This window comes from Blautia sp. MSK.20.85 (genome assembly GCF_013317245.1).
Taxonomy (GTDB): domain Bacteria; phylum Bacillota; class Clostridia; order Lachnospirales; family Lachnospiraceae; genus Blautia_A.
The window spans coordinates 24,134-50,944 of sequence record NZ_JAAIUN010000020.1; the positions used below are offsets into that span (position 1 = coordinate 24,134).

At 45.9% G+C, this 26,811-nt stretch carries 36 protein-coding genes; 7 read left to right on the plus strand and 29 right to left on the minus strand.

The features are described from left to right. Positions 1–16 precede the first annotated feature (16 nt). The 19 genes from rplX to G5B12_RS11415 all read right to left on the minus strand — a co-directional run bounded on the left by rplX (position 17) and on the right by G5B12_RS11415 (position 11,538). Positions 17–328 (minus strand): 50S ribosomal protein L24, encoded by a 312-nt coding sequence (gene rplX / locus G5B12_RS11325; protein WP_021650764.1) that lies wholly within the window; start codon positions 326–328, stop codon positions 17–19. A gap of 11 nt (positions 329–339) precedes the next feature. Further along, entirely contained in the window at positions 340–708 is a 369-nt protein-coding gene (gene rplN, locus G5B12_RS11330) for a 50S ribosomal protein L14 (RefSeq protein ID WP_019162495.1), read from the minus strand. A gap of 13 nt (positions 709–721) precedes the next feature. Continuing rightward, positions 722–976 carry a 30S ribosomal protein S17 gene (rpsQ, locus tag G5B12_RS11335; protein WP_021650763.1) on the minus strand — a complete coding sequence of 85 codons (255 nt, stop codon included), beginning with the start codon at positions 974–976 and terminating at the stop codon, positions 722–724. An 18-nt stretch (positions 977–994) separates the two neighbouring features. After that, a complete protein-coding gene (rpmC, locus tag G5B12_RS11340; RefSeq protein ID WP_021650762.1) occupies positions 995–1,204 on the minus strand; it encodes a 50S ribosomal protein L29 in 210 nt (69 codons plus the stop codon). Beyond that, positions 1,194–1,631 carry a 50S ribosomal protein L16 gene (gene rplP, locus G5B12_RS11345; protein ID WP_118062095.1) on the minus strand — a complete coding sequence of 146 codons (438 nt, stop codon included), beginning with the start codon at positions 1,629–1,631 and terminating at the stop codon, positions 1,194–1,196. Before rplP ends, rpmC begins: the two co-directional genes overlap by 11 nt. Next, on the minus strand, positions 1,631–2,287 hold the full coding sequence (rpsC, locus tag G5B12_RS11350) for a 30S ribosomal protein S3 (RefSeq protein WP_015526923.1): 657 nt from the start codon (positions 2,285–2,287) through the stop codon (positions 1,631–1,633). The genes rplP and rpsC overlap by 1 nt, the downstream gene beginning before the upstream one ends. 11 nt (positions 2,288–2,298) lie before the next feature. Next, positions 2,299–2,688, minus strand: a complete 390-nt coding sequence (rplV, locus tag G5B12_RS11355) for a 50S ribosomal protein L22 (RefSeq protein WP_015526922.1) — start codon at positions 2,686–2,688, stop codon at positions 2,299–2,301. Between the two features lie 86 nt (positions 2,689–2,774). Next, positions 2,775–3,056 (minus strand): 30S ribosomal protein S19, encoded by a 282-nt coding sequence (gene rpsS, locus G5B12_RS11360; protein ID WP_015526921.1) that lies wholly within the window; start codon positions 3,054–3,056, stop codon positions 2,775–2,777. A gap of 15 nt (positions 3,057–3,071) precedes the next feature. Next, entirely contained in the window at positions 3,072–3,917 is an 846-nt protein-coding gene (gene rplB / locus G5B12_RS11365; RefSeq protein ID WP_118062094.1) for a 50S ribosomal protein L2, read from the minus strand. A 206-nt stretch (positions 3,918–4,123) separates the two neighbouring features. Further along, on the minus strand, positions 4,124–4,423 hold the full coding sequence (gene rplW / locus G5B12_RS11370; protein ID WP_021976670.1) for a 50S ribosomal protein L23: 300 nt from the start codon (positions 4,421–4,423) through the stop codon (positions 4,124–4,126). Further along, positions 4,423–5,043: a 50S ribosomal protein L4 gene (gene rplD, locus G5B12_RS11375; RefSeq protein ID WP_021976669.1), complete on the minus strand. Its 621-nt coding sequence runs from the start codon at positions 5,041–5,043 to the stop codon at positions 4,423–4,425. Before rplD ends, rplW begins: the two co-directional genes overlap by 1 nt. Positions 5,044–5,064: 21 nt before the next feature. Continuing rightward, positions 5,065–5,697 (minus strand): 50S ribosomal protein L3, encoded by a 633-nt coding sequence (gene rplC, locus G5B12_RS11380; protein WP_174088298.1) that lies wholly within the window; start codon positions 5,695–5,697, stop codon positions 5,065–5,067. A gap of 65 nt (positions 5,698–5,762) precedes the next feature. Next, positions 5,763–6,080 (minus strand): 30S ribosomal protein S10, encoded by a 318-nt coding sequence (gene rpsJ, locus G5B12_RS11385; RefSeq protein WP_015526916.1) that lies wholly within the window; start codon positions 6,078–6,080, stop codon positions 5,763–5,765. 346 nt (positions 6,081–6,426) lie between these two features. Beyond that, the gene (locus tag G5B12_RS11390) at positions 6,427–7,509 is read right to left on the minus strand and encodes a hypothetical protein (RefSeq protein WP_021977062.1); all 1,083 of its coding nucleotides are present in this window, start codon (positions 7,507–7,509) and stop codon (positions 6,427–6,429) included. Positions 7,510–7,646: 137 nt separating this feature from the next. Then, complete coding sequence (locus tag G5B12_RS11395; protein WP_015526913.1) at positions 7,647–7,901, minus strand: HPr family phosphocarrier protein; 255 nt, start codon at positions 7,899–7,901, stop codon at positions 7,647–7,649. Beyond that, the gene (whiA, locus tag G5B12_RS11400) at positions 7,898–8,854 is read right to left on the minus strand and encodes a DNA-binding protein WhiA (protein WP_021977061.1); all 957 of its coding nucleotides are present in this window, start codon (positions 8,852–8,854) and stop codon (positions 7,898–7,900) included. The genes G5B12_RS11395 and whiA overlap by 4 nt, the downstream gene beginning before the upstream one ends. Positions 8,855–8,901: 47 nt before the next feature. Beyond that, positions 8,902–9,780: an RNase adapter RapZ gene (gene rapZ, locus G5B12_RS11405; RefSeq protein WP_021977060.1), complete on the minus strand. Its 879-nt coding sequence runs from the start codon at positions 9,778–9,780 to the stop codon at positions 8,902–8,904. Between the two features lie 66 nt (positions 9,781–9,846). Beyond that, the gene (murB, locus tag G5B12_RS11410; protein WP_118062093.1) at positions 9,847–10,737 is read right to left on the minus strand and encodes a UDP-N-acetylmuramate dehydrogenase; all 891 of its coding nucleotides are present in this window, start codon (positions 10,735–10,737) and stop codon (positions 9,847–9,849) included. A gap of 69 nt (positions 10,738–10,806) precedes the next feature. Beyond that, positions 10,807–11,538 (minus strand): tRNA threonylcarbamoyladenosine dehydratase, encoded by a 732-nt coding sequence (locus G5B12_RS11415; RefSeq protein ID WP_021977058.1) that lies wholly within the window; start codon positions 11,536–11,538, stop codon positions 10,807–10,809. A gap of 192 nt (positions 11,539–11,730) precedes the next feature. On the opposite strand from G5B12_RS11415, the gene G5B12_RS11420 reads away from it, so the two are divergent. From G5B12_RS11420 to G5B12_RS11440, 5 genes are read left to right on the plus strand one after another with little or no spacing between them, the layout of a single operon-like run. Further along, entirely contained in the window at positions 11,731–12,147 is a 417-nt protein-coding gene (locus tag G5B12_RS11420) for a stage V sporulation protein AB (protein ID WP_174088300.1), read from the plus strand. A gap of 40 nt (positions 12,148–12,187) precedes the next feature. Beyond that, a complete protein-coding gene (locus G5B12_RS11425; protein WP_021977056.1) occupies positions 12,188–12,646 on the plus strand; it encodes a SpoVA/SpoVAEb family sporulation membrane protein in 459 nt (152 codons plus the stop codon). Next, on the plus strand, positions 12,643–13,698 hold the full coding sequence (locus G5B12_RS11430; protein ID WP_118071090.1) for a stage V sporulation protein AD: 1,056 nt from the start codon (positions 12,643–12,645) through the stop codon (positions 13,696–13,698). The genes G5B12_RS11425 and G5B12_RS11430 overlap by 4 nt, the downstream gene beginning before the upstream one ends. 2 nt (positions 13,699–13,700) lie before the next feature. Further along, entirely contained in the window at positions 13,701–14,057 is a 357-nt protein-coding gene (locus G5B12_RS11435; RefSeq protein ID WP_021977054.1) for a SpoVA/SpoVAEb family sporulation membrane protein, read from the plus strand. A 25-nt stretch (positions 14,058–14,082) separates the two neighbouring features. After that, positions 14,083–14,709: a stage V sporulation protein AA gene (locus G5B12_RS11440; RefSeq protein ID WP_021977053.1), complete on the plus strand. Its 627-nt coding sequence runs from the start codon at positions 14,083–14,085 to the stop codon at positions 14,707–14,709. Between the two features lie 128 nt (positions 14,710–14,837). Here the strand turns inward: G5B12_RS11440 and G5B12_RS11445 are convergent, their stop codons facing one another. Together G5B12_RS11445 and G5B12_RS11450 are read right to left on the minus strand one after the other, a co-directional pair. Next, positions 14,838–16,820, minus strand: coding sequence for a sodium-translocating pyrophosphatase (locus G5B12_RS11445; protein WP_148447506.1), 1,983 nt, complete (start codon positions 16,818–16,820; stop codon positions 14,838–14,840). 196 nt (positions 16,821–17,016) lie between these two features. Then, a complete protein-coding gene (locus G5B12_RS11450; RefSeq protein WP_044961019.1) occupies positions 17,017–17,940 on the minus strand; it encodes a 4Fe-4S binding protein in 924 nt (307 codons plus the stop codon). A 191-nt stretch (positions 17,941–18,131) separates the two neighbouring features. On the opposite strand from G5B12_RS11450, the gene G5B12_RS11455 reads away from it, so the two are divergent. Continuing rightward, positions 18,132–19,049, plus strand: a complete 918-nt coding sequence (locus G5B12_RS11455; RefSeq protein WP_092069535.1) for a LysR family transcriptional regulator — start codon at positions 18,132–18,134, stop codon at positions 19,047–19,049. Positions 19,050–19,169: 120 nt separating this feature from the next. Here the strand turns inward: G5B12_RS11455 and G5B12_RS11460 are convergent, their stop codons facing one another. Together G5B12_RS11460 and rfbD are read right to left on the minus strand one after the other, a co-directional pair. Next, complete coding sequence (locus tag G5B12_RS11460) at positions 19,170–20,468, minus strand: dicarboxylate/amino acid:cation symporter (RefSeq protein WP_174088302.1); 1,299 nt, start codon at positions 20,466–20,468, stop codon at positions 19,170–19,172. Position 20,469: 1 nt separating this feature from the next. Then, complete coding sequence (rfbD, locus tag G5B12_RS11465) at positions 20,470–21,360, minus strand: dTDP-4-dehydrorhamnose reductase (RefSeq protein WP_418721362.1); 891 nt, start codon at positions 21,358–21,360, stop codon at positions 20,470–20,472. 355 nt (positions 21,361–21,715) lie between these two features. On the opposite strand from rfbD, the gene G5B12_RS11470 reads away from it, so the two are divergent. Next, complete coding sequence (locus G5B12_RS11470) at positions 21,716–22,213, plus strand: QueT transporter family protein (protein WP_021977048.1); 498 nt, start codon at positions 21,716–21,718, stop codon at positions 22,211–22,213. A gap of 62 nt (positions 22,214–22,275) precedes the next feature. Here G5B12_RS11470 and G5B12_RS11475 read toward each other — a convergent pair whose 3' ends face one another. The 6 genes from G5B12_RS11475 to G5B12_RS11500 form a co-directional block, all read right to left on the minus strand. Then, the gene (locus G5B12_RS11475; RefSeq protein ID WP_021977047.1) at positions 22,276–22,998 is read right to left on the minus strand and encodes a SigF/SigG family RNA polymerase sporulation sigma factor; all 723 of its coding nucleotides are present in this window, start codon (positions 22,996–22,998) and stop codon (positions 22,276–22,278) included. A gap of 2 nt (positions 22,999–23,000) precedes the next feature. After that, entirely contained in the window at positions 23,001–23,426 is a 426-nt protein-coding gene (spoIIAB, locus tag G5B12_RS11480; protein WP_015526893.1) for an anti-sigma F factor, read from the minus strand. Next, entirely contained in the window at positions 23,410–23,769 is a 360-nt protein-coding gene (locus G5B12_RS11485; RefSeq protein ID WP_021977046.1) for an STAS domain-containing protein, read from the minus strand. Before G5B12_RS11485 ends, spoIIAB begins: the two co-directional genes overlap by 17 nt. 125 nt (positions 23,770–23,894) lie before the next feature. Then, positions 23,895–25,220 carry a hypothetical protein gene (locus G5B12_RS11490; RefSeq protein WP_174088303.1) on the minus strand — a complete coding sequence of 442 codons (1,326 nt, stop codon included), beginning with the start codon at positions 25,218–25,220 and terminating at the stop codon, positions 23,895–23,897. 10 nt (positions 25,221–25,230) lie between these two features. Beyond that, entirely contained in the window at positions 25,231–25,383 is a 153-nt protein-coding gene (locus G5B12_RS11495) for a hypothetical protein (protein ID WP_021977044.1), read from the minus strand. Then, complete coding sequence (locus tag G5B12_RS11500; RefSeq protein ID WP_021977043.1) at positions 25,380–26,678, minus strand: bifunctional folylpolyglutamate synthase/dihydrofolate synthase; 1,299 nt, start codon at positions 26,676–26,678, stop codon at positions 25,380–25,382. Before G5B12_RS11500 ends, G5B12_RS11495 begins: the two co-directional genes overlap by 4 nt. Positions 26,679–26,811: the final 133 nt, after the last annotated feature.

A 26,811-nucleotide genomic window follows, 5' to 3' on the forward strand; every position in this document is an offset into this window, starting at 1 on the left:
ATGCCTCCTCTCTTAATTAATCGATTGTCTTTCCTGTTGCCTTTGCAACACGGACTTTTTTGTCTCCATCCATCTTGAATCCAACTCTTGTAGCTTTTCCGTCTACAACGAGCATTACGTTGGAGATGTGAAGCGGAGCTTCTTTTGTCACGATTCCACCGTTCTGATTAGCTGCGGACGGTTTAGCGTGCTTTGTAACCATGTTTACGTTCTCAACAACTACTGTGTTGTCTTTTACGTTAACTGCAAGAACTTTTCCGTCCTTACCTTTATCTTTTCCAGCGATAACTTTTACAGTATCACCTTTTTTAATTTTCATAGCTGACATTCGGCACCCTCCTATAATACTTCCGGAGCTAAGGAAACGATCTTCATGAATTTCTTCTCACGAAGCTCTCTGGCAACTGGTCCAAAGATACGAGTTCCTCTCGGAGTTAAGTCATCCTTGATAATTACGGCAGCATTTTCATCGAAACGGATGTAGGATCCGTCTTTACGACGAGCGCCTTTTTTGGTTCTAACAACTACAGCTTTAACAACGTCACCTTTTTTAACAACGCCGCCTGGTGTTGCATCTTTAACCGTAGCAACGATTGTATCACCGATGTTTGCATATCTTCTTGTAGAGCCGCCCATAACACGAATACAAAGGATTTCTTTTGCACCAGTGTTGTCGGCAACTTTCAGTCTAGTTTCCTGCTGAATCATACTGGTTTCCTCCTTATTTAGCTTTCTCTACGATCTCAACCAGTCTCCATCTCTTGTCCTTGGACAGCGGTCTGGTCTCCATTACCTTAACGGTATCTCCGATGTTGCACTCATTGTTCTCATCATGAGCTTTTAATTTATATGTTCTCTTCACGATTTTTTTGTAAAGAGGATGTTTTACATGGTCTTCAATTGCAACTACGATGGTCTTATCCATTTTGTCGCTGATAACCTTACCCACGCGGGTTTTTCTCAGATTTCTTTCCACGATCTATGTCCTCCTGTCCTATTTGGAAGCGTTTGCCTGCTCAGTGATTACTGTCTGGATTCTGGCAATATTTTTACGAACCTCTTTGATTCGTCCTGTATTGTCTAACTGGTTTGTTGCATTCTGAAATCTCAGATTGAAAAGCTCTTTTTTAGCAGCTACTAATTCTTCATTCAGTTCTGCAACTGACTTTGCTTTTAAATCTTCAACGAACTTATTAATTTTCACTGTTATCACCGCCTTCTAAGTCTGCACGAGAAACTATTTTACATTTACATGGTAACTTGTGCATTGCAAGACGTAATGCTTCACGGGCAACCTCTTCGGACACGCCTGCAATCTCAAACATAACACGACCTGGTTTAACTACTGCTACCCAGTACTCCAGAGCGCCTTTTCCGGAACCCATTCGAGTCTCAGCTGGTTTAGCTGTTACCGGTTTATCCGGGAAAATCTTAATCCAAACTTTACCGCCACGTTTGATGTAACGGGTCATAGCAACACGGGCTGCCTCGATCTGATTAGATCTGATCCAGCACGGCTCAGTAGCAACAAGACCGAAATCACCATAGTTGATAGCATTGCCTCTCAGGGCTTTTCCTCTCATGGAGCCACGGAATTGTTTACGACGTTTTACTCTTTTTGGCATTAACATTATTTATCGCTCCCTTCCTTAGTTCCTTTTGTCGGAAGAATCTCACCATTGTAGATCCATGCCTTAACACCAACTTTACCGTATGTGGTGTCTGCTTCCGCAAAGCCATAATCGATATCTGCACGAAGTGTCTGAAGCGGGATTGTTCCCTCGCTGTAGAACTCTGTACGAGCCATATCAGCTCCACCGAGACGTCCGGATACGGAAGTCTTGATTCCCTTAGCGCCAGCCTTCATTGTTCTCTGCATTGTGGACTTCATAGCACGTCTGAAAGAAATACGGTTCTCAAGCTGAAGAGCAATGTTCTCAGCAACCAGCTGTGCATCTTTGTCCGGTCTCTTTACTTCTTTGATGTCAACGATAAGCTTCTTGTCTGTGTATTTCTGAAGCTCAGCTTTAACTTTCTCGATCTCTGCGCCGCCCTTACCGATTACGATACCAGGTTTTGCTGTGTAGATGATGATCTTAACTCTGTCAGATGCTCTCTCGATCTCGATCTTGGAAACACCTGCGCTGTATAATTTCTTTTTAAGGAATGTTCTGATGTTGTAGTCTTCTACCAGGTAGTCAGCAAATTTATCTTCTGCATACCATCTGGAATCCCAATCCTTGATAACTCCGACTCTAAGGCCATGCGGATTAACTTTCTGTCCCATGCTTTTCCTCCTTACCTTTCATCAAGCACAACAGTGATATGGCTTGTTCTCTTCTCGATTCTGTAAGCTCTACCCTGTGCTCTCGGCTGAATTCTCTTCATTGTAGGTCCCTTATCTGCATAGCATGCTGCAACATAAAGGTTGTCTGCGTTCATTCCGTTGTTGTTCTCAGCGTTTGCTACTGCTGACTCAAGCAGTTTTTTGATCACGCTGGAAGCGTATCTCGGATTGTATGTCAGGATACCAAGTGCTGTCTGTACATCTTTGCCACGGATTGCATCTAATACGTAGCATGCTTTCTGAACAGAAATTCTTGCATAAGATAACTTTGCAGACGGCCTTGTCTCTCTATTATTCTCATTTCTGGCTCTCTTTATCTGGCTTCTATGTCCTTTTGCCATCTTAAAGTGCCTCCTTTCCTAAATTCGATATCTGAGTTATCTGCCAGCTGTCTTAAACTGACAGCGGGCAGTTATAAATCTGATGACTAGCGTACTCCGGACTTCTTCTCGTCTTTTCCGTGTCCTCTGTAAGTTCTTGTTGCAACGAACTCACCAAGTTTGTGTCCTACCATATCCTCTGTGATATATACCGGCACATGTTTTCTTCCGTCATGAACAGCGATTGTGTGTCCTACGAAAGACGGGAAGATTGTGGAACGGCGAGACCAAGTTTTGATTACGGATTTATCATTTGCAGCGTTAAGAGCGTCTACTTTTTTAAGTAAGCTCTGGTCTGCAAAAGGTCCTTTTTTCAGTGAACGAGACATGCTTTCTCCTCCTTATTATTTCGATAATGCTTTTCCATCGCGTCTTCTTACGATGTACTTGTTGGACTGTTTGTTTTTCTTTCTGGTCTTCAGGCCGAGAGCAGGTTTGCCCCACGGTGTGCAAGGACCTGGGCGTCCGATACCGGTCTTACCTTCACCACCACCATGTGGATGGTCATTCGGGTTCATTACGGAACCACGAACTGTAGGTCTGATACCCATGTTACGTTTACGTCCGGCTTTACCGATGTTAATAAGGTTGTGATCTCCGTTTCCGATTACACCAACAGTTGCGCGGCATACGATCGGAACCATTCTCATCTCACCGGAAGGAAGACGAAGTGTTGCGAACTTTCCTTCTTTAGCCATGAGCTGTGCGCCGTTTCCTGCAGAACGAACCATCTGTCCGCCTTTTCCAGGATGAAGCTCAATGTTGTGAACCATAGTACCAACCGGGATAAGCTCCAGCGGGAGGCAGTTTCCAACACGAACCTCAGCTTCCGGACCATTGTAAACCTTCTGGCCTACTTTAAGTCCCTCTGGAGCGAGGATGTAAGCTTTCTCGCCATCTGCGTAGCAGATAAGAGCGATGTTAGCTGTTCTGTTCGGATCGTACTCGATTGTTTTAACTGTTGCAGGGATTCCATCTTTTCTTCTCTTGAAGTCGATGATTCTGTATTTTCTTCTGCTTCCGCCACCCTGATGTCTTACAGTGATCTTACCCTGATTGTTACGTCCGGCGTTCTTCTTAAGGGAAGTAACGAGGGATTTCTCTGGTTTTGCAGCTGTAATCTCAGAGAAGTCGGAACCAGTCATATGTCTTCTTGACGGTGTATATGGGTTATAGCTTTTGATTCCCATGATGTTTCTCCTTTCAATCTTTATCATCACGCTTTTGACTGCGTATATTCGCGATAATCAGAGTGACACAGATTCATGAGGAAGCAGGCTCGTCATGCTTGCATGTAAGAGACTGATTACTTATGAAGCTGTAAAAGCGTGAAACGCGACCGAGGAAGCTTCTGCTTCCGAGGTGTCACTCGTACCGCTTGATGCTGATCTTCTAATTAAAGTCCTTCGAAGATCTCGATATCTTTGCTCTCTTCTGTAAGAGCTACGATAGCTTTTTTGGTCTTAGCAGTTTTTCCAACTACCATTCCACGGCGTTTTTTCTTTCCATCGTTGTTGATGGTGTTTACGCTTTTAACTTTTGTTCCCTCGAACATCTTCTCAACAGCCTCTTTGATCTGAGTCTTGTTTGCTTCCGGATGTACAAGGAATGTATATTTTTTCTCACCCATGGCGTTCATGGATTTTTCTGTGATAACCGGACGGATGATTACGTCATAGTACTGAATACTTGCCATTATGCGTATACCTCCTCGATAGATGCAACGGCATCCTTTGTAACAACTACGGTGTTGTGTTTCATAACATCGTATGTGTTGATTGTAGCCGGTGTTGCAGTTTCCACGTCAGCGATGTTTCTTGCAGAAAGAATTACGTTCTGATCGTTATCAGCTGTGATTACAAGAGCTTTCTCTGCTTTCAGGTTTGTAAGGACCTTCTGCATCTCTTTTGTCTTAACCTCAGCAAGTGCAAGGCTGTCAACAACAACAAGTTTATTATCCTGAACCTTGGATGTCAGAGCGGATTTAAGAGCTGCTCTTCTTTCCTTCTTGTTCATTTTTACTTCATAGTCTCTCGGAACCGGAGCGAATACAACACCGCCGCCTGTCCACTGTGGTGCACGGATGGAACCCTGTCTTGCATGACCTGTTCCTTTCTGTCTCCACGGTTTTCTTCCGCCGCCTCTTACCTCAGAACGAGTTTTCGCTTTCTGAGTTCCCTGACGGTTATTTGCAAGCTGACGAACAACTGCAAGATGAACGAGATGCTCGTTGATCTCAACGCCGAATACTGCGTCATTCAGCTCCATTGTGCCAACTTCATTGCCTTCCATATTATAAACAGTTACATTAGCCATTCTGATGCTCCTCCTTTCCTATTATAAGGACTTTACTGTCTCTTTGATTGTAACCAAAGATTTCTTAGGTCCTGGAACAGCACCTTTAACTAACAGTAAGTTATTTTCTGTATCTACACGTACGATCTCAAGATTCTGAACAGTTACCTGAACATGTCCCATGTGACCTGGCATATGTTTTCCTTTGAAAACCTTGCTCGGATCGGAGCAAGCGCCGTTGGAACCTGCATGACGATGATATTTAGAACCGTGAGCCATAGGTCCTCTGGACTGGCCATGTCTCTTGATGGCGCCCTGGAAGCCTTTACCTTTGGAAACTGCAGTAGCATCGATGTGATCTCCTGCTGCAAAGATGTTAGCCTTGATTTCCTGTCCAACCTCATACTCGCCGGCATTGTCAAATCTGAACTCTTTTACAAATCTTTTTACAGCTACACCAGCTTTATCGAAGTGGCCTTTCTCCGGTTTGTTGACCAGTTTCTCTCTGATCTCGCCGAATCCAACCTGAACTGATGTGTATCCATCGTTCTCCTCAGTTTTAACCTGAGTTACAACGCAAGGACCTGCCTGTAAAACAGTTACCGGAATTAACATTCCATCTTCATTGAAGATCTGAGTCATTCCGACTTTAGTAGCTAAAATAGCTTTCTTCATTTCTTTCTTCCTCCTTATAGCGGATTACCATTCGGTAATCATATAGTTAATGTCAAATGACATTATTAGCGGTTTTTCATCTTGATATCGATGTGAACACCAGCCGGCATTTCCAGTCTGGAAAGTGCGTCTACTGTTTTCTGAGTTGGTGTCAGGATATCGATAAGTCTCTTATGAGTTCTCTGCTCAAACTGCTCTCTGGAATCTTTGTATTTATGAACAGCTCTTAAGATTGTAACAACCTCTTTCTTAGTAGGAAGCGGAACCGGTCCACTTACCATTGCTCCGTTCTTCTTTACTGTCTCGATGATCTTTGCTGCAGATGCATCAACGAGCTGATGATCATATGCCTTTAATGTGATTCTCATTACCTGATTTGCCATAAAAAAAGTCTCCTCCTATTCGTACTTATATAGCAGTACGACAAGCGGCGACTGTACACATCTCCGTGTGTGTCATGGTATATTTGCACACACGCCCATCCCAAGATGGTTATTGAACTTTGTACAGTGACTTGTCGTCAGTTTCCTAACTTGACATTCGCTCCACGGAAAACCTACCGATATGGTAGCAACCTCGCGCTTCATAGCTATCAATGTCACAGCAAGGATTAGTATATACGATGATCTCTAAGAATGCAAGTGTTTTTTTTAATTTTTTCAATTTTTTTTAAAAAAGAAAAAAACGGCTCATTTCTGAACCGTTTTCTTCTTATATAATAGGTAGTTATTATTCTTCTGTTGCATCTGTATCACTGCCAATGATATCGGAATAGTCAAATAACGTTACATTGGTGATATCGTCTTTCACGATATCCGGTGCATCCCCTGCCTGTTTCACACGGCTTGCAAGCTGTGCGGCAGAAAGAGATGGCATCGCAAGGCTTCCGATTGTAACCTGCTCTTCTTCCACTCTCTCAGGTTCTTCCGTTCTTCTTGGCTGCGGACGGGCTGTTTTTCGTTCTGCCGGTCTTCTCTGGGTCCGTTCAAACTCAGGAGCCATATCTGCCTCTTCAGAAGTTGCTGCCGCAATTTCTTTTTTCAGTTCTTCATGTGCTTCACTGGCTGCCGTCTGTGCTGTCTGCTGCATGGCAGAAGCTTTTTTTCCAGATGAATGTTCTGTAATATCATCTTCATCGATTTCGTCCACAAAACCGCCGGTACGTACTTTTCGCTTTTCAGCTTTTTTGCCTTTGCGTTTGCGCGCCTTTTCTTCCTGAAGGATTTCTTTTTCTTCTTCCCTCATTCTTCTGGCACGTGCTTTCTCTTCTCGTTTCAGTTCTTTTTTTGATTTCACATATCCTGGTTCCGGATCTTCCATATCATCCTGTATGTCATCCGGCTCTTTTTTCCAGAGTTCTGCGATCACATAAAGAATGATCAGGAACAGTACAACAAGTCCGAGAATGATCAGGCCTTCTATACTCTCTGTAGCAACCAGCAGATATCCTACATATCCGATCGTGATCACTACTTTCGGAACATAATCTCCAACTTTAATTGTAAGCGTCTTACCTCCGGAAACAGACTGATCCGTAACGGTTCCGGTTCCCTTGGAAGCATCAAGATCCGTAATGGTATATTTATATGTCTTGGAATCTTTCTGTACAAGAATTGGTGTACCTACACTGATCGCAGAACTTTTCTCCGGAATTGCATATGTAACAGAACCAACAGGAAGGTTCGTTGCCTCATCAGCTTTATCCACGATCACTGTTCTCACCCCGAAAAACGGTGGAAGAACAAGTCCCAGTACGCAGACCAAAGTACATATTACAACAAGATGTACAATAAATTTCAATACTTTTGACATAGGTAATCTTCCTCTTTCATATTAGTAGGCGAATTGAAGCGGAAAGGGATACAGCGGGAATCGGTCTTCCTTTCCGTCTGTATCCCTTTATATTCCACGTCCGCAATGATTATCACGGACTGCTCTGTCTAAATTAATTACTGGTTGCTTAAATACTGTTCAATGCTCTCCATCGCCGCATTCTCATCATCACCGTTGGCAGACAATGTGATTTCTTCTCCAGCGTCAAGCCCCAGTGTCATCATTCCCATGATGCTCTTTGCATTGACTCTTTTTTTGCCAATCTCAACATAAATTTCACTGTTAAACTGGCTTGCTACCTGAACAAGCTGTGCTACTGGTCTCGCCTCCAGTCCAGTGGATAAGTTGATAGTGATTGGTTTTTTAATCATAATAGCTCCTCCTTGTTCTCCCGCAGCTCATCTGCGATCTCACTCAGCTTGCGAAGCCGGTGATTCACACCTGATTTGCCCACCTGCGGATTCAACATCATACCTAATTCTTTCAGCGTGGCATCTGGATATTTAAGCCTCAGCCTGGCCACCTGTGCCAGAGCGTCGGTCAGACTTTCAAAACCGACGGTCCTGCTGATCAGCTGTATATCTTCCACCTGTCTCACTGCCGCATTTACCGTTTTATTGATATTCGCAGCTTCACAGTTCACCTTGCGGTTTACCGTGTTACGCATTTCCTTAAGTATCCGGATATTCTCCAGATCCATAAGTGCTACGTTCGCTTCCATGACTGCCAGCATGTCAACGATCTGCGCGCCCTCCTTCACATAGACCACATATGATTTCTTGCGCACCACAATTTTAGCTTCTACGTGAAAACTGCGGATAATCCCCTGTAATTGTTCTGCTTTTCCGCGATCAGGACATACGATCTCAAAGTGATAGCCTTTCTCAGGATCACTGATCGAACCCGACGACAGGAAAGTGCCGCGAATAAATGCGCGCTTGCAGCAATTCATCTGAACCACAAGCGAATTATCCATTTCAAGTAACCCGGTTTTGTTATTCACGGAAAGTTTCGTTCCCTGCAGAATCTCCTCCGCTCTCTGTGGGTCTGCAACCTCTACAAGATATACCTTACCACGTTTCAGATGGGACCCCTCCCGAATAACAATCGCTGTCTCTATATTAAATGTTTTTCTTAATAATGTAAAGCTTTTTCTTGCAACTGCTTCATTTTCTGTCTGAATCCACAGCTTTATGTTTCCATCTGACATTTTTTCCACATGGCCACAGCCGCAGAGCAGTGCCGCCATTTCTGCCACCTGACAGTGCCTTGCCGGACTGAACTGCCCCGCAAGTTCTTCTTTGACTTTTCCTGAAAACGACATCCCGAACCCTCTTTTACTGTTTCCGCACAGTATTCTTTATTGTAACACTATTTTTTCAGAAGTCTGTCCTTCTCTGCATCCCTGTGTTCCAGACGAATGCCATAATCGCCGGACTTGGACAGCCTGGAAAAAAGTTCCCTGGCAATCGTCACAGACCGATGTTTACCACCGGTACATCCGATTCCGATCACAAGGCTTGTTTTTCCTTCCTTAATATAATTAGGAATGAGAAAGCGTATCATATCCTCCAGCTTATCTGCGAATTCCTTCGCTGTATCACTGGCCATTACATAATCAAATACTGCATCATCCAGACCTGTGAGCGGGCGCAGTTCATCCACATAATAAGGATTAGGAAGGAAACGCACATCAAACACGAGATCTGCATCTGCCGGGATTCCATACTTAAATCCGAAGGAAAGAACAGAGATCATGATATTGCTGAATTCTCTGTCATCCACAAAAATCTTCTCTATCTCCTGACGCAGCTCTCTGGTAAGAAGGTGGCTGGTATCAATAATATAATCTGCACGCTTCCGGAGAAATTTTGTTTTTTCACGTTCCAGGCGGATTCCCTCATCCACTCTTCCTGTCCTAGCAAGCGGGTGACTTCTTCTGGATTCTTTATATCTCTTCACAAGAACAGAGTCTTCCGCATCCATGAACAGGATCTCATAATCGTATCCTGTCTGTTTCATGCGGTCCAGCACCACTTCCAGTTCATCAAGAGCACTCCCGCTCCTGGCATCGATTCCAAGCGCAACATTCCTTACGTTCTCACTCTGCATTTCCGGAAGAAGGGAAGCGAATTTCTCCAGAAGCTGAATCGGAAGATTATCCACGCAGAAATAATTCATATCCTCCAGCATCTTAAGTGCGGCGGTTTTTCCCGCTCCTGAAACTCCTGTAACGATCACAAAACGCATAATCTCTCTTCCTTTCCATTTCTTCTTCCGTTATTCATACAGCAGTCATCTGCTTTTCTTTCTGCGTTAAAACTCACCCAGGAACTTCACTTCCGGTTCCAGGGTAACTCCATATTTCTTATATACAATGTCCCTCACATTATCCATCAGTGTACGGACATCTCTCGCAGTGGCGTCACCTGCATTGATCACAAAACCACAATGTTTTTCGGAAACCTGGGCACCACCTACCTGATATCCCGCAAGGCCGCTGTCCATGATCAGCTTGCCTGCAAAATATCCTTCCGGTCTCTTAAAGGTACTTCCTGCACTTGGATACTCCAGCGGCTGTTTGGTAGTACGACGGATAGTCAGATCCTTCATGGTCTCCCGGATTACTTCCGGATCTCCCTCTTTCAGACGGATCTTTGCTTCCAGAACAATATAGCCTGCTGTTTTGATGATACTGGTCCGATATCCCAATTCAAGTTCTTCTGTGGGAAGTGTAAAAATATCACCCTCGGCATTCATGACAGTTACCTCTGTAAGAACATCTTTCATTTCACCACCATAAGCCCCTGCATTCATCACAACCGCGCCGCCTATCGTTCCCGGAATCCCTCCCGCAAACTCGAAGCCTGTAAGTGAAGCATTTTTGGCGGCAGCTGCCACAGCCGAAAGCAATGCACCTGCCTGTGCCGTGATCTCATTTCCCTCAACTGTAACCGACGACATATTTCTGTAGATCTGGATCACAGCTCCACGATACCCACCGTCTCCTACAAGAAGATTGCTTCCATTTCCAAGGATAAAATACGGAATCTCTTTCTCTTTACAGATTTTTATAACACGGCCCACATCTTCGCCTTTATCCGGCATCAGAAAATAATCAGCCGGACCTCCGATCTTAAAAGTCGTATGCTGGCTCATTGCTTCTTCTGTAAAAACACGATCCTCTCCAAGAAGATCGCAAAACATTTTTCTGATCTCTGAATTCACTGTTTCTGTTCCTCAGTCTTTCTGTTTTATTTCTATCTATTCTTATTGTCAGCTGCGTAAACCACTTCCTGCCGCCAGTATATCCCTTACAACTTCTCCGGCAAGCAGATATCCCGCAGTTCCCATCACAAAAGAAATATTTCCCTCCACAGATTTCTTCACCACGGTTCTGCTTCTCCGGAAAAGTTTCTCTCTTGTGGGACGTTCTCTGGAATACAGTACCTTAAGCTTCCGTATTCCTCTCTTACGCAGTTCTGTTTTTATCATTTTAGTTACCGGACATACGGTAGTTCTGCCTATATCTGCAATTTCCAGTCTGGATGGATCCAGTTTATTGCCTATATCCATACATGATATCAAAGGTACATGTGCTTCCGCTGCTCTTCTGATCAGGAGCAGCTTGGATGATATTGTACCCAGTGCATCCACGATGTAATCAAAAGAACATAAGTCAAACATTCCCGCAGTCTCCTCATTATAAAAGGTTTCGTAAGTATGCACCAGAATATTCTCGTCAATATCACGGATTCTCTTCTTGGCTGCTTCTACCTTGCTCATTCCCAAAGTGGAATGAAGTGCCAGAACCTGACTTCCGATATTGGGCAGTGTGATCTTTTCATGGTCGATCAGTGTCAGACTTCCCACACCGCAGCGTGCGAGTGCCTCTGCTGCCTGCGCTCCGGCTCCGCCAAGGCCGAATACTGCAATCTTCGCCATGCTGAGTTTTTTTACACCTGTATTTCCAACGAGCAATTCCATTCGTGAAAAAGCATCCTGCATATCCGTCCTCCTGACACTGTTTTTTCTTCCGGTTAAGAAAGACAGCGCCTGTACGCCGCTGTCTATAGCCTTTTTTATTATACTATCTAAGTCAGAAAATGTACAGATATTCTTGTTTTTTAAGATTTTCGCATAAAAATTTTATATTCACTCATACTACTTCCATAGAAATACACAAAGGAGGTTCCGTCCATGTTTCAACAGGTGCTTTTGTGCTTCACCGGTTTCTGTTCCGGTATCATCGTAGCCGGAGGAGTTTCCGGACTGCTGATCGGACTTTCCATTGTTCCCCGTTATGCAGGCATCACCCACACAGCCAATCACATTTTTTTATATGAAGATATGTCACTTCTGGGAACCGTTGCCGGAACCATCGTTACCCTCTTTCCGGTCAGGATCCCACTGGGACCTTTTTTCCTGGCTGTCTGCGGAGTATTCTTCGGAATTTTCCTGGGTGGCTGGATCCTGGCACTGGCAGAAATTGCAAAAGTCTTTCCCGTTTTCGCCAGACGCCTGAAACTCACCCAGGGACTTTCTCTTGTGATCATATCCATTGCTGCCGGAAAAACTTTTGGCTCTCTTTTTTATTATGCCATGGGCTGGATGTAAACTTTACAGCCCTCCATCATCTTGCGAAAGGATTTTTCATATGCGTAATATTGACGAAAAAAAATACGAACAGTATGTCAAACAGCTTACCCCAACCCACAGTCTTCCTCTGAATATGGCAAAAGCATTTCTCACGGGCGGACTGATCTGTCTTCTTGGCCAGGTCATTATCAACACAGCCCTGGCTCTCGGTGCGGACACTTCCGACGCCAGAACCTGGTGTTCTGTACTTCTCATCCTTTTAAGCGTCATTCTCACAGGGTTTGGGATCTACCCGAAGATCGGCAAATTCGGTGGTGCCGGGAGCCTTGTTCCCATTACCGGTTTTGCCAATTCGGTAGCAGCATCCGCCATTGAGTTCCGTGCAGAAGGACAGGTCTTCGGCATTGGATGCAAGATCTTTACCATTGCAGGACCTGTGATTCTATACGGTATCTTAAGTGCCTGGGCTCTCGGTGTGATCTATTACATTCTGAAAATCCTGGAGGTGATATCATGAGTAGAAATCTTCATCTTGGCGCAGCCAGCATTTCCTTTTCACAGCCTCTTTATATCGAAAGCGCCGCATCTATTGTCAGCCAGAAAGAAGCTGATGGTCCTCTTGGAGATTTTTTTGACCTGATCTGTAAAGATCCCATGTTTGGCTGCGGCACCTGGGAATCTGCGGAAAGTACCCTGCAGAAAGAAACTGCCACTCTGGCCATGAACAAAGCCGGACTGGACTTCGAAGATATCCACCTGATGTTTGCCGGAGATCTTCTTGCCCAGACTGCAGCTACCTGCTTTGGTTCCGCCGGGCTTGGAATTCCTTTCTACGGACTTTACGGCGCCTGCTCCACCATGGGGGAGTCCTTGTCTCTCGGCTGCCTTGCTCTCACCGCCGGTTTCGGCACCCGGGTCTTATGTGCCACCTCCAGCCATTTTGCAAGTGCGGAAAAAGAATTTCGTTTTCCTCTGGGATACGGTAATCAGCGGCCCTTTTCTGCCACCTGGACTGTAACAGGAAGCGGCGCCTGTATTCTGAACACAGCCCCTCCAGGGGAAAAATCTCCTCTACGCTCCGGCAACGGCTGCGCTGCCATCACTGGACTTACGGCCGGCCGGGTCATGGATTACGGACTCAAAGATTCCATGAACATGGGCGGCTGCATGGCTCCTGCTGCCTGCGACACCATTGCCCGGAACTTTTCAGATTTCGGGCGGAAGCCTTCGGATTACGATGCCGTCTTTACCGGGGATCTGGGGAGCATCGGGCAAAAAATTCTCCTGGATCTTCTGTCCGAACAGAACATCCAGCTCTCACCCATTCATAAAGACTGCGGAATCCTGATCTATGACAATCCATCTCAGGATACTCACGCAGGAGGAAGCGGCTGTGGCTGTTCTGCCGTAGTCCTTGCCTCCTATATCCTTCCAAAAGTTGTATCCGGGGAATGGAAGCGGATTCTTTTTGTGCCCACAGGCGCCCTTCTTTCCAAGGTAAGTTTCAACGAAGGTGACAGTATTCCAGGTATCGCCCACGGAGTTGTCATTGAGCATATGGAGGTGTAAGTATGGATTATTTCAACGCATTCTGGTTCGGCGGTCTCATCTGCGCCCTGATCCAGATCCTTCTGGACAAAACAAAGCTGATGCCTGGCCGCGTGATGGTACTTCTGGTGTGCAGCGGTGCCGTATTAAGTGCCGTTGGTATCTACAAGCCGCTGGTGGATTTTGCAGGTGCCGGAGCTTCCGTTCCCCTGATCGGTTTCGGCCATGTGTTGTGGGAAGGAATGAAAAAAGCCATTGAAGAAGACGGTATCCTGGGACTTTTCACAGGAGGCTTTACTGCCTGTGCGGCCGGAGTTTCCTCTGCCCTGATCTTCTCTTATCTGGCCAGTTTTTTCTTCCGGCCGAAAATGAAAAAGTAAGGTTTCGAGAAAGGAGTTTTTTCTCATGAGCGATACTCTTTATCTTCAGCTGGATCAGAATATCGAAGTTACCAATCCCCATGTATACCTCCAGGACATTGCCGCCCTTTCCATGAGTGATCCAAAGATCCTCAACCGTCTCCGGGTCATGCCGGTAATGGTTCTGGACGAGACAAAGCCCGGACGCTATGTCATGTCTGTGTCAGATCTTCTGAAAAAGATCCAGAAGCTGGAACCATCTATTGATATTTCTCCCATGGGAGAAACGGATTTCATCATCACCTACCGCATCAGTTCCGCCACAGGAAAGCTTTTCCGGTATGTAAAAATCTTTTTTGTATGCCTGGTTTCCTTTTTCGGCGCCGCTTTTTCTATTATGACTTTTAACAATGACGTGGATCTTGGGAGCCTTTTTGACCAGTTTTACACCCTTGTCATGGGAAAAAGCTCCGACGGTTTTACCATTCTGGAGCTCTCCTACTCTGTCGGGATCGGCCTTGGTGTACTGCTCTTTTTTAATCATTTCGGACATCTGAAACTGAGCGATGATCCCACACCCATGCAGGTACAGATGCGTACCTATGAAGATGATGTAAACCAGACACTGATCGAACAGGCAGAACGGACCGAAAATCCGGAAAAAGAAGCATGAGCCTTAATCCAGGATTCAACGACCTATCCGTACAGATCAGCCGCTTGTCGCACAAAAAGCTCCTTACAGATTTCTCTGCAAAGAGCTTTTTTATATAATATGGGTTTACTGTTTTTCTGAAATAATGATTACAGAAGTCCTCCGATGGATAAGAACAGAGGAGCAAATACCAGTGACACGATGGTCATAAGTTTGATCAGGATGTTGATGGACGGACCTGATGTATCTTTGAACGGGTCGCCGACTGTATCGCCGACAACGGCTGCTTTGTGCGCCTCGCTGCCTTTTCCGCCATGATGTCCTGTCTCGATGTATTTCTTAGCATTATCCCATGCACCACCTGCGTTGGACATGAAGATTGCCATCAGTACACCTGTTACAAGAGCACCGGAAAGAAGTCCACCAAGAGCCTCAACACCAAGAACAACACCTACGATAACCGGAACAACGACTGCCATGATTCCAGGAAGCATCATCTCGTGAAGAGCTGCTGTTGTGGAGATTGCAACGCATGATTTGTAATCCGGTTTCTCGGTACCTTTCATGATACCTGGTTTCTCACGGAACTGACGTCTTACTTCCTCGATCATCTTGTAAGCAGCCTTGGAAACAGATTCCATAGTGAAAGCTGAGAAGAGGAATGTAAGCATACCACCGATGAAGATACCGATTGTAACACGAGGAGCAAGGATATTGATTGCATCCATGCCTACTGCATTTGCGTAAGATACGAACAGTGCAAGTGCTGTAAGAGCTGCGGAACCGATTGCGAAACCTTTACCCATAGCTGCTGTTGTGTTACCTACAGAGTCAAGCTTATCTGTGATCTCACGAACAGACTCGTCAAGTCCGGACATCTCTGCAATACCACCGGCATTGTCAGCGATCGGGCCATATGCGTCAACGGCAACTGTGATTCCTGTTGTAGAAAGCATACCAACAGCTGCAAGAGCGATTCCGTATAATCCGTTTACTCCGTATGCAACAAAGATACCAACACAGATCAGAAGGATCGGGAATGCTGTGGATTTCATACCAACAGCGATACCGCTGATGATAGTTGTAGCTGCACCAGTCTCAGACTGCTCGCCGATTCCCTGAACCGGTTTGTAATCTGCAGATGTGTAGTACTCAGTAATGTTTCCGATGATAACACCAACAACAAGACCTGCGATAACAGCGATGGCTGCCTGCATTCCTCCGAAGAGTGTCTGGCTGAGGATCAGGGAAACGATGATAACAAGTGCAGCAGATACATAGCTTCCTCTTGTGAGGGCTTTCTGCGGGTTAGAGTTTTCATCACCTTTTACAAAGAATGTTGCGATGATGGATGCGATCAGTCCGCAGCCTGCGATAGCCAGCGGATAGAGAACACCGGAAACTGCTCCGGCTGCCGCACCAAGTGTAATGGCAGATACCAGAGATCCTACATAGGACTCAAAAAGGTCTGCTCCCATACCTGCAACATCACCTACGTTATCACCTACGTTATCAGCGATAACAGCCGGGTTACGAGGGTCATCCTCAGGGATTCCTGCCTCAACCTTACCTACAAGGTCAGCTCCTACGTCAGCTGCCTTTGTATAAATTCCACCACCAACACGTGCAAACAGTGCGATGGAAGAAGCACCAAGGCTGAATCCAGAAAGTACGTCAACGTTCTTTGTGATGATATACACAACGCTGACACCAAGTGCACCAAGACCTGCAACACACATACCCATAACAGCACCGCCGGAGAATGCAATGGAAAGAGCCTTGTTCATTCCTCCCTCTTTTGCTGCATTTGCTGTTCTTACATTAGCCTTTGTTGCAACGGTCATACCGCAGTATCCTGCGATTGTTGAAAACAGAGCACCTACTACGAAGCAGATTGCTGTTACCCAGCTTCCAACTCCGATTCCGATCAGTACAAAAAGTACGGCTACAAAAATAACCAGGATCTTGTACTCTGCTGTTAAGAAGGCGCGGGCACCTTCTGCGATCGCACCTGCGATCTCCTTCATTCTGTCTGTTCCTGCATCCTGCTTGCTGACCTTCGCTGCAAGGTATGCTGCGAACAGAAGTGCCAGTACTGCTGCCACCGGCACCAAATACATGTAGTTTTCCACTCTTTTTACCTCCGTTCATGTATTGTTAATACTTTATCACATTATTTTGCATATTTCAAATAGAATTTTCACTTAGTTTTTTGTTAATATTGTGATATAATAAAATTTTATATAAATGAAATAAAATTTTTTTATATTATTGTTCGCATTTTTTCAGTTTCAGACAGCTTATATAATAGGAAGTTTTTTTATATCTCTATTTGGACAAAATTTCCATTTTTCTTTCCAGAAGATTTTTTTCCAATAATTGTTTTTCTGCATTTTCGAATCCAATTCGTTCTATAGTCTCGGCAAAACGTTCTCCCTTTAATCCCTGGTCCTTAAAAAGCAGGATTGCCTTCTCAATAACATCAAGTGCCTCTTCCTCCGACGTAAAGATCCGGTTCAGGGCCTTTCCATGAGAAATTTTCTTTCCCCAGCGTCCACCGATATAGATCTTGAATCCGTAGATACCGTCCGGAATGGAGTGGAACGGACATTTTCCCACACATCTTCCGCAGTGTCTGCAAAGCTCCTCATCGATGTGCAGCTTCCCGTCAACGACCTTCGCCACTTTATTCGGACATGCAGCTTCAATGGCACATTTTTTGCAGCCCTTGCAGGCCTCGCTGTCAAAGTGCGGGATCCTCTGTCCGATGATCCCCACATCATTCAGATTTGGTTTCACACAGTTATTCGGGCATCCGCCTACTGCGATCTTAAATTTATGCGGCAGTGCAACCTGACGGTAGCCTTTATAGAATCTCCGGAAAATCTCTTCTGAAATTGCATAGGAATCCAGAAGTCCATACTGACAGGTGGTTCCCTTGCAGGATACTACCGGTCGGACCTTTGCTCCTGTTCCTCCTGTCTCCAGACCTTCCTTCGCAATAAATTCCTGAAACTCTTCGATCTTTTCGTAGGGGATTCCCTGGATCTCCACGGAAAGCCTGGTCGTGTAGGTAAGATTTCCGTTGCCGAATTTCTCTGCTGCTTCCGCCATACATCTGTGCTGTGCCGCTGTCACCTTTCCGTTTACAGTGATCACCCGTGCAGAAAATTCATCGGTTCCCCGGTTATTTAAAAAACCCTGCCCCTTCAGTCTTTTCTCTTCCTCTTTGCTTACAGTTAATGCTGACATATTTCCTCCTCCTGGTCTCACCGGCATTCCGATACTTTCCCACGGTATCGTTGCCCTGTATTTTGCAATGTTGAAATCGTTTTCACGTACTTCCTACTATACCACTTGAAGATGTATTTGAGAAATGATATTATTTTATAAAAATGATAGGTTTTACCTATATACCAATTTACAATAAAAGGAGATTCCATATGACCATCCGCCATCTCACTGTTTTTGCGGCCGTTGCGGAACAGGGCTCCATGAGTGCTGCTGCCAAACATCTTTATCTTTCCCAGCCAACAGTCAGTCAGGCCGTCCGTGAGCTGGAAGCTCATTATAACGGCCTTCTCTTTGAACGTCTTGGGAAAAAGCTTTATCTCACAGAACGGGGAAAGCTTCTTCTTCCCCATGCCCGTGAAATGATCCGCCAGTTTCAGCAGCTGGAAGAGCTGATGCAGAACCAGGGACAGTCTTCCACCCTGAAGCTTGGCTCCACCCTCACTGTGGGAACCTGCCTGACCCCATCCATTATCCTGGATCTGCAGAAAAAAATCCCGGGCCTTGACGTTTACTCCTTTGTCACCAACACGCAAAATATCGAACAGAAGCTTCTGCGTTCTGAGCTGGACGCTGCTGTGGTAGAAGGTGAGATCCATTCCCCGGACCTTGTCGTTCTTCCCATCATCGACGACTGTCTGGTCCTTGCCGCCGGAAAAAAGCATCCGTTTTACCGCAGAGGACGCATCCATGTCCAGGAGCTGAACAACCAGAAATTTGCAGTCCGGGAATATGGAAGCGGTACCAGACAGCTTTTTGAGGATTACACCCTTCGCCATGATCTGAAGATCCGAACTGCCTGGGAAGCCAACAGTCCGCGGGCACTGCTGAACGCAGTGCTGTATAACCAGATGCTCTCTGTTATGTCCATCCGTCTTATGCATCATGAGATCCGTCACCGTTCAGTCCGGGTCTTCTGCAACGAAGCAGGGGAATGGAACCGGAAATTCAAGCTGGTCTATCACAAGAATAAGTTTCTTACCCCTGCTATCTTTGAGCTGGAAAAGATCCTTCACACCTATCAGCAGCTGGAAGTGCCCTCTGTCATGGGTGTTCTGGAGCAGGAATAAGCAGGGGACTCACCTGATTTCGTTAAAAAACGGCCGCACATATCGTTCTTACGATATGTACAGCCGTTTTTCGTTTTTTATCTCACCCGAAAGGGTCGGATCTTTTTCTGAACCGGATATTTAGTTTGATTCGTTGAACACTTTTCTATCCAGTGCATTGTTCTGGTGTGCAACGATGGTTGTGCAGACTGCATCACCGGTAATGTTAACTGCTGTTCTGGTCATATCCAGGATACGGTCAATACCCATGATCAGACCAATGGCCTCAACCGGAAGACCTACAGAGTTAAATACCATGGTCAGGGTAACAAGACCAACACTTGGTACACCGGCAGTTCCTACGGAAGCAAGGGTTGCAGTTCCGATAACTGTCACATAATCCATCGGACTTAAGTGGATACCAAAAGCCTGTGCCGCAAATACTACGGCAACACCCTGCATGATAGAGGTACCGTCCATGTTGATAGTAGCTCCAAGAGGAATGGTAAATGAAGAGATCTTCTTGGAAACACCCACTTTCTTGGACAGGGTATCAATGGACATCGGGATCGTGGCATTGGATGTAGCTGTTGAGAATGCAAATGCCATAACCGGGAAAAATTTCTTGATGAATTTTATCGGATTCAGTCCTGTGAAGATCTTCAGCAGGATCTGGTATACGCCGAAGCACTGGATCGCCAGCGCAAGGAGAACACCGATCATATATTTTGCCAGCGGGATAAACGCGCTGAAACCGATGTTTGCAAAGGTTCTGCTGATGAGGCAGAATACACCGATCGGTGCAAGTGCCATGATCATCATGGTCATCTCCATCATGATATCATTGAACTGGCTGAAAAAGTTCGCTACTGTCTCTGCGCGCTCTCCCATTTTCGCAAGGATCACACCCACGATCAGGGCAAATACGATAACCTGAAGCATGGTTCCGCTTGCCAGGGAATTGATCGGATTGTCCGGGATGATATTCAGGATAGTATCTGTAAGAGAGGTAGCCTCCATAGTCTCCACAGAGGAAGCGGAGGACTGAATAGAGCTCATATCGAGTCCCACACCCGGATTGATCAGATTACCTACAGTCAAAGCAACAGAAACAGCCAGAGCTGTAGTCGCCAGATAAAATACCAGTGTTCTCACACCTACGGTTCCAAGCTTCTTGGTATCACCGATGGACATACTTCCGCAGACAAGTGAACAGAATACCAGCGGTACAACCAGCATTTTCATCAGACGGATAAATCCCTGTCCGATCACATAAAGGATTCCCTCCACGATCACATCTTTCTTGAAGCTGCTGTCAGGAACCAGGTAACAGAGAATGATTCCCAGTATCGCACCTGCGATCAGCGCCACAAAGATCCTCGTGGTAAGACCCATTTTCTTTTTCTGTTGTGTTTTCTCTTTTATATTTTTTTCTTTCATCCTAATCCTCCGTTCTTTCATCCATATATTCTTTCAGTGATGCTTTCCAGTCCGGCATATCATACACTTCAATGATACGGAGGATAAAATTATCAAGGACGGCATAAGGCGGTCTGACAGAAGAAAGATCTGACTGCTCTGTCGGCACGGATCTCAGTTCGATCTCCTTTCCTGCAAGGCGAAGGATCTCTGTTGCAAACTCATAACGGTTGCATACACCGCTGCAGGTTACGTGATAAGTTCCATATTCGTTGGTATCGATAAGATACAGGATCATTCTTGCCAGATCCTTGGCACTGGTCGGTGATCCAAACTGATCCGAAGCAACGGAAAGCGCCTGGCCTTTTTCTGCGGTCTCCAGCACACGGTTTACAAAATTGTTTCCGCCTTTTCCGTATACCCAGTTGCTTCGGATAATGAAATGTTTGTGTGTAAACTCTTTTACATAGTTCTCTCCGGCTCTCTTGGAACGGCCGTAAACAGTCAGCGGATTGGTATCGTCAAACTCTGTATACGGTTTTTTGCTCTTTCCGTCGAAAACATCATCTGTGGAAAGCTGGACGATCTTTGCCCCGCATTTTCTTGCCACGATGCTTAAGTTTCTTGCTCCCAGTGCGTTGACACGGTATGCATGTTCCGGATTCTTCTCACACTCATCGGTATCTGTGATACCGGTGCAGTTGATGATCACATCCGGACGGTTAATGGAACCGAAGTTGATCACTTCATCTGTGTCTGTGATATCCAGCTCATCAAGATCTGTGTTCAGAGTCTCGATCTGCATTGGATCCAGAACATCATTCAGTGCCCGTCCGATCTGTCCGTTGGCACCTGCGATCCATACTTTTAACATCTTTCTACCTCCCTGGTATAATGTGTGTGATACATAAATAAAGAGACATCGATTTAGATCAAAACCAATGCCCCTTTAACCTATATACTGAAATATATTTTATCAATATCACAAAAAGCTGTCAAGAAAAAAGCCCCTGTTTCCATAAGGTTCCTGCTGCTTTTGCTTCTGTCTGGCCTGCTTCAGAGCCAGGGTCTGTCCACACAGGCCAGGGTTATCAAATAGTCAGGATCGTACCTTGCATTTCCACGCCCCTTATGCTATACTCAGTTTCGCTGCAAAAGCCCGCAAAAACCAAGGTCGTACAGGGCTTACAAGGCGGTCACCGCCTATAAATGTGCCGAGTGTTCGTGACCTTCCACTCGTAAAACAAAACTAAAGGAGAATAAAAAACATGAAAAACAAAGGTACTCATTTTCTGGTACAGGGAGCTGCCATTGCAGCTGTATATGTTGTCCTGACACTGGTATTCGCGCCACTTAGCTTCGGTGAAGTTCAGATCCGGTTTTCCGAGGCGCTGACTGTGCTTCCGTTCTTCACACCGGCTGCCATCCCGGGACTTTTTGTGGGATGTATCATCGCCAATCTTCTGGGCGGTGCGATTCCGGTTGACATCATTTTCGGAAGCATTGCCACACTCATCGGTGCATTCTTCACCTACAAGCTTCGCAATACAGGTAAATGGACAGCCCCGATTCCACCGATCATTTCCAACATTGTGATCGTTCCTCTTGTGCTTCGTTACGGATATGGCATTAACCTTCCTATCCCGTTTATGATGCTCACAGTAGGAGCCGGCGAATTTATCTCAGCCGGTGTGATCGGTATGATCCTTCTTGGAGCACTTTCCAAATACAAAAATGTACTTTTTCATAAAAAAGCAGCAGTCTGATCGAACCTGCTGCCCACAAAAGGGAGCCATGAGAAAACAGCAGCATTTCTCATGGCTCCCTTTTATTTTTTCTCTGCGGATTCCTGCAGACTGCGCAGGATCCTCTTTTCCATTCTGGATACCTGTACCTGGGATACGCCAAGCTCATGGGCGATCTCCATCTGGGTCATGTTCTGAAAATACCGCATATAGATCAGCCTCCGCTCCTTTGCCTCCAGAGTCCCCAGTATCTCTTCCAAAAAAATCCTGTCCAGTGCTTTTTCCTGCCGGTTTTCTTTTTCCGGGAGCTTGTCCATCAGAGAAATCTCCGTTCCCTCACCCTGATAGATCGTTTTGTGAAGGGATTCCACCTCTGCACCGGATTCCATAGTCATTACCAGTTCTTCTATGGAAATTCCCATTTCCGCTGCCATTTCTCCCGTCGTAGGTTCCCGCTCCAGCCGTCGTGTCAGTGCTTCTCTCACCTGATAGATCCGGTAGTGATTTTCCTTCAGAGAACGGCTTACCTTCAGTATCCCGTCGTCCCTGAGATAACGTTTGATCTCTCCGATGATCATGGGAACTGCATAGGTGGAAAATTTCACATCATAGGACATGTCAAACTTATCCACTGCTTTCAGAAGTCCGATGCTGCCGATCTGGAACAGATCCTCCATCTCCACCCCACGTCCCAAAAAACGCTTTGCCACACTGTATATCAGCCCTGTATTTTCCTCAAACAAAAGATCTCTTGCCGCTTTATCCCCCTGGTGTGCACGCCCGATGAGGACAAGAGTACGATCCATAGTTACCTCCTGATGATCTTTTTCATGTGCACAGTAGTTCCACGACCAACCTCCGATTCCACCTGAAGCTCATCCATAAATGCCTCCATGAATGTAAACCCCATACCGGAGCGGTCTTTATCAGCCTTTGTGGTAAACAGTGGCTCCATGGCTTTTTTGATATCCGGGATCCCGGCTCCGTGATCCGTTACATCTACCTGAAGCTCCTGCCCTCGGAGACGACATTCTACCCGGATCTTATGTATCTCCCCTTCATACCCGTGTATGATGCAGTTGGTCACTGCCTCCGATACTGCGGTCTTCAGATCCGAAATTTCTTCCAGCGTAGGATTCAGCTGTGTGCAGAATGAAGCCACAGCCACTCTTGCCAGTGCTTCATTTACCGGTCTGCTGTCAAAAATGATCGTCATTTCATTTGTGTTTTCCATCATAAACACCCTCCTGTTCACCTGCCGATTTTTCACTTCCACAGATTTCAATATATTTTCCCACTCCGGATAGCCGCAGAAGCTTTGCAATATGACTGTTCACATTGATAACCTGCACACATTTCCCCCTCATACCAAGTGCCCGATATCTCCCCATCAGCAGGCCGATCCCGGAACTGTCCATAAAAACGGTCTCTGAGAAATCAAAGATCATGTTTTTTATATAGTCATGTCCAATAATTCGGTCTGATTCTCTCCGAATCTCATCAGAAGCCGGATGATCCAGTTCCGCCGGAAGATGTACAGTCAGCACGGTTCCGGATTTTTCAAAACCTGATGTCATTTTATCATTCCCCCATTTTTGATTTTTTATTCCATTTTTTATGACCAAAGGGTAAAAAAAGAGGAATGCGCCAACGCACATTCCCCTTATCCGAGGTTTCTCCTCTGTATGAGTTATGATCTTTTTTATTCTGTATAACCGTCATCGTAAGAGGAATCCTCATATCCTCCGTCACTGTAGCTGCTGTCTTCTCCGGTATCTCCGTCAGAGCTCTGTGTATCCTCTCCATCCGAAGCAGCGGCATCAGCTCCTGCTTCAGATGTTCCATCTGTGCTGCTGTCAGCACTTGCCGTTCCGTCAGAAGCTCCGCTCTCGATCCCGCTTACACCGGTCTTTCCGCTGATAGTACTGTAGATCCCCTTTGCAGAATCTGACAGTGTATCCACATATACCTTCTGGAGCTCCAGCGCTGCTGTATCCAGATCATCCTGCTGCATGGCAGTATATGCATTGAACAAAGCCTCATAGCTCTGACTGCGTTTCTGCTCTTCCTCTGCCTGCTTGGCAACTGCATCTGCCGTATCACTGGACTGGGCAACTTCTCCCTGAGCCTTGGTAAGCTCCACACTTTGGCTGGAAAGAGAATCACTGTATTGTATGATCTGCTCATTGGCCTGCCTGTAAATATCCTGTTTCACAGCCGGCAGTACAAGAAGCCAGAATGCTGCCGCACCTGCCGCAAATCCAAGTACCGTGGTAAAGAAAAGTGATATCTTTGATCTTTCTTTATAAGACGACGGCCTTACAACGATTTCTCCGGAAATATTATCATTCTCATTTTTTTCATTTCCAAACAAGCCCTTACGCCGTTTTTCTATCTTTGTGGTAACACCCGTCTGCTCGTCAACTTCACGCAGGAAACGAAGTGTAGTGGTATTGGTCTTGTCGATCCTGGCTGCTTTTTTCAGGGTTCTTCTTGCCTTGTTCCACTCCTGATTCTTCATCTGGATCAGCGCAAGAAGGTGATACCCCTTGATCAGCTTGGGATTCTGGGACAGGATCTTTTTCAGGCGGATGGCCGCCATATCCTCATGGCCTTCCCTGCACATGGCAAGGGCATTGTTGTATTTCTTGATGCTTTCGTTGATCGTTTCCAGTTTGTTCTGGTTTGCCTGAAGCCTGGCAATATATTCTGAAGCCAGATTCCGATTCTTCTGGATATTCTTGCTGATGACCCACTCACTCAGTGCGGCAACCACCTCACCGGTCTCAAAATATACAAGGCCAAGAAGATTTCTCGCACGGATATTCCGTTTGTCATAGGCAAGACTCTGCTTCAGACAGCTGATCGCCCCGGACAGATCCCGGATACTGGCTTTTTCCAGGCCCTGGTTATAATAAAGCTTGGAAAGGTAATCCACCTTCTTCTGGATCAGTACATTGGCTCCACAGTGCGGACAGTAATCCAGATCTGTATCTGTCAGGAACGCTCCACAGTTTATGCAGTTCATTCACTTCTCCTTATCTTACACGTCTGTTGCTCTTGACCTCACGCAGCATCTCCTGGAGTACATCCATGATATCTGTGATCTCCCGGTCATAAATGGCGCCTTCTACATCTGCCACATCCAGACATGGTTCAAATTTCTTCAGTTCCTCTTCATAATCGATCATAATTTTTTCCTCCTGATCACAGCCTTGATCTCACCGACCAGATAAAGGGATCCTACACAGAACAGCATTCCATCCTCGCCTTTTTCCTTTACTGCCCGTTCAAAAGCTGCCGGAACATCCTCTATTGCTTCAACTTCCGGTACTCCGTCTTCACGGAAGATCTCCGCAAGCTCTTCGACCGGAACTTTACGGTATCCGCCTACCTGTGTGACGATCACATGTCGGAAACGGATCCTGGTACAGATCGTACGGATCATATCCGTATAGTCCTTGTCATCCACTGCGGAAAACAGCAAAGTCAGAGGAAATTCCTTCTGGAAATGTTCTGCTGTCTCTACAAACTTCTCAACACCGTCTTCGTTATGTGCGCCATCCACGATCACACCCGGAAGAACCGTTTCCATCCTTCCCTGCCAGCGTGTTTTGGCCATACCGGCCTTCAGAGCCTCCAGAGATACCGGGATCTGATCTTCCAGTACCTGAATGGTTTTTACCGCAAGAGCTGCATTCATAACCTGATAACGGGCGATAAACGGTATGTCAAATACGGTATCGCCATATGTCTTGTCCTTAAGAGAAAATCGGATTCCGTCCTTTGTGATCTTATGGATCTCTGTATCTTCCCGTTTCAGCTCATAATATGGACATCCCAGCTTCTCTGCATTCTCACGCATCACTACGGCCGCATCCGGATCATTTCCGTCGTAGATCACCGGAACACCCGGCACCATGATCCCTGCCTTCTCTCCTGCGATCTCGGAAACCGTATTCCCAAGATACTGCATATGATCCAGGCTGATGGATGTGATCACACAGGCTGCCGGATCCTCCACCGCAGTGGTTGCATCCAGACGTCCGCCAAGGCCGGTCTCCAGTGTTACATAATCCACGCCGGCTTCTGCAAAGATCACCATTCCCATCAGAAGGAGTGTCTCAAAATAGGTGGGATGATAGCTGCCCTCCGCAACCAGCTCATCGGAAAGCTTTTTAACTTTTTCAAAAGCACAAAGGAAGGTATCGTCATCGATCACTTCCTCGTTGATCTGAAAACGCTCGTTGATCTCCACCAGATGAGGAGATGTAAAAAGTCCGCAGGAATATCCTGCTTCCCGAAGGACCGATGTGATAAAAGCACAGGTACTTCCCTTTCCGTTGGTTCCTGCCACATGGATCACACGGAATTTCCTCTGCGGATCTCCAAGTCTTCTTAAACATTCTCTGGTATGGTCCAGGCTGTTCTTAGTAGTAAATCTCGGTATATCTTCAATATACGCAACTGCTTCTTCGTAATTCATAAAAAAAACCATCACTTATCTATAATGTATTCGTAAAGAACTTTTGGGGAGAAAAGCTTCTCCCCTTCTGTTCGTTACGATACCATTATATAATAGTGGTGGAAGATGTCCAGTCCTAATCGTAATATTTTAT

Coding starts and splice junctions, on each gene's coding strand:
- rplX (WP_021650764.1), bottom strand. CDS start 328: ATGTCAGCTATGAAAATTAAAAAAGGTGATACTGTAAAAGTTATCGCT.
- rplN (WP_019162495.1), bottom strand. CDS start 708: ATGATTCAGCAGGAAACTAGACTGAAAGTTGCCGACAACACTGGTGCA.
- rplP (WP_118062095.1), bottom strand. CDS start 1,631: ATGTTAATGCCAAAAAGAGTAAAACGTCGTAAACAATTCCGTGGCTCC.
- rpsC (WP_015526923.1), bottom strand. CDS start 2,287: ATGGGACAGAAAGTTAATCCGCATGGCCTTAGAGTCGGAGTTATCAAG.
- rplV (WP_015526922.1), bottom strand. CDS start 2,688: ATGGCAAAAGGACATAGAAGCCAGATAAAGAGAGCCAGAAATGAGAAT.
- rpsS (WP_015526921.1), bottom strand. CDS start 3,056: ATGTCTCGTTCACTGAAAAAAGGACCTTTTGCAGACCAGAGCTTACTT.
- rplB (WP_118062094.1), bottom strand. CDS start 3,917: ATGGGAATCAAAAGCTATAACCCATATACACCGTCAAGAAGACATATG.
- rplW (WP_021976670.1), bottom strand. CDS start 4,423: ATGGCAAGTATTCAGTACTATGACGTAATCATCCGTCCGGTTATCACA.
- rplD (WP_021976669.1), bottom strand. CDS start 5,043: ATGGCTAATGTAACTGTTTATAATATGGAAGGCAATGAAGTTGGCACA.
- rplC (WP_174088298.1), bottom strand. CDS start 5,697: ATGAAGAAAGCTATTTTAGCTACTAAAGTCGGAATGACTCAGATCTTC.
- rpsJ (WP_015526916.1), bottom strand. CDS start 6,080: ATGGCAAATCAGGTAATGAGAATCACATTAAAGGCATATGATCATCAG.
- G5B12_RS11390 (WP_021977062.1), bottom strand. CDS start 7,509: ATGTCAAAAGTATTGAAATTTATTGTACATCTTGTTGTAATATGTACT.
- G5B12_RS11395 (WP_015526913.1), bottom strand. CDS start 7,901: ATGATTAAAAAACCAATCACTATCAACTTATCCACTGGACTGGAGGCG.
- whiA (WP_021977061.1), bottom strand. CDS start 8,854: ATGTCGTTTTCAGGAAAAGTCAAAGAAGAACTTGCGGGGCAGTTCAGT.
- rapZ (WP_021977060.1), bottom strand. CDS start 9,780: ATGCGTTTTGTGATCGTTACAGGAGTTTCAGGAGCGGGAAAAACCGCC.
- murB (WP_118062093.1), bottom strand. CDS start 10,737: ATGTTTTGCGATCTTCTTGGAGAGGATCGTGTTTTTACAGAAGAAGCA.
- G5B12_RS11415 (WP_021977058.1), bottom strand. CDS start 11,538: ATGCAGGATGCTTTTTCACGAATGGAATTGCTCGTTGGAAATACAGGT.
- G5B12_RS11420 (WP_174088300.1), top strand. CDS start 11,731: ATGTTTCAACAGGTGCTTTTGTGCTTCACCGGTTTCTGTTCCGGTATC.
- G5B12_RS11425 (WP_021977056.1), top strand. CDS start 12,188: ATGCGTAATATTGACGAAAAAAAATACGAACAGTATGTCAAACAGCTT.
- G5B12_RS11430 (WP_118071090.1), top strand. CDS start 12,643: ATGAGTAGAAATCTTCATCTTGGCGCAGCCAGCATTTCCTTTTCACAG.
- G5B12_RS11435 (WP_021977054.1), top strand. CDS start 13,701: ATGGATTATTTCAACGCATTCTGGTTCGGCGGTCTCATCTGCGCCCTG.
- G5B12_RS11440 (WP_021977053.1), top strand. CDS start 14,083: ATGAGCGATACTCTTTATCTTCAGCTGGATCAGAATATCGAAGTTACC.
- G5B12_RS11450 (WP_044961019.1), bottom strand. CDS start 17,940: ATGTCAGCATTAACTGTAAGCAAAGAGGAAGAGAAAAGACTGAAGGGG.
- G5B12_RS11455 (WP_092069535.1), top strand. CDS start 18,132: ATGACCATCCGCCATCTCACTGTTTTTGCGGCCGTTGCGGAACAGGGC.
- G5B12_RS11460 (WP_174088302.1), bottom strand. CDS start 20,468: ATGAAAGAAAAAAATATAAAAGAGAAAACACAACAGAAAAAGAAAATG.
- G5B12_RS11470 (WP_021977048.1), top strand. CDS start 21,716: ATGAAAAACAAAGGTACTCATTTTCTGGTACAGGGAGCTGCCATTGCA.
- G5B12_RS11475 (WP_021977047.1), bottom strand. CDS start 22,998: ATGGATCGTACTCTTGTCCTCATCGGGCGTGCACACCAGGGGGATAAA.
- spoIIAB (WP_015526893.1), bottom strand. CDS start 23,426: ATGGAAAACACAAATGAAATGACGATCATTTTTGACAGCAGACCGGTA.
- G5B12_RS11485 (WP_021977046.1), bottom strand. CDS start 23,769: ATGACATCAGGTTTTGAAAAATCCGGAACCGTGCTGACTGTACATCTT.
- G5B12_RS11490 (WP_174088303.1), bottom strand. CDS start 25,220: ATGAACTGCATAAACTGTGGAGCGTTCCTGACAGATACAGATCTGGAT.
- G5B12_RS11495 (WP_021977044.1), bottom strand. CDS start 25,383: ATGATCGATTATGAAGAGGAACTGAAGAAATTTGAACCATGTCTGGAT.
- G5B12_RS11500 (WP_021977043.1), bottom strand. CDS start 26,678: ATGAATTACGAAGAAGCAGTTGCGTATATTGAAGATATACCGAGATTT.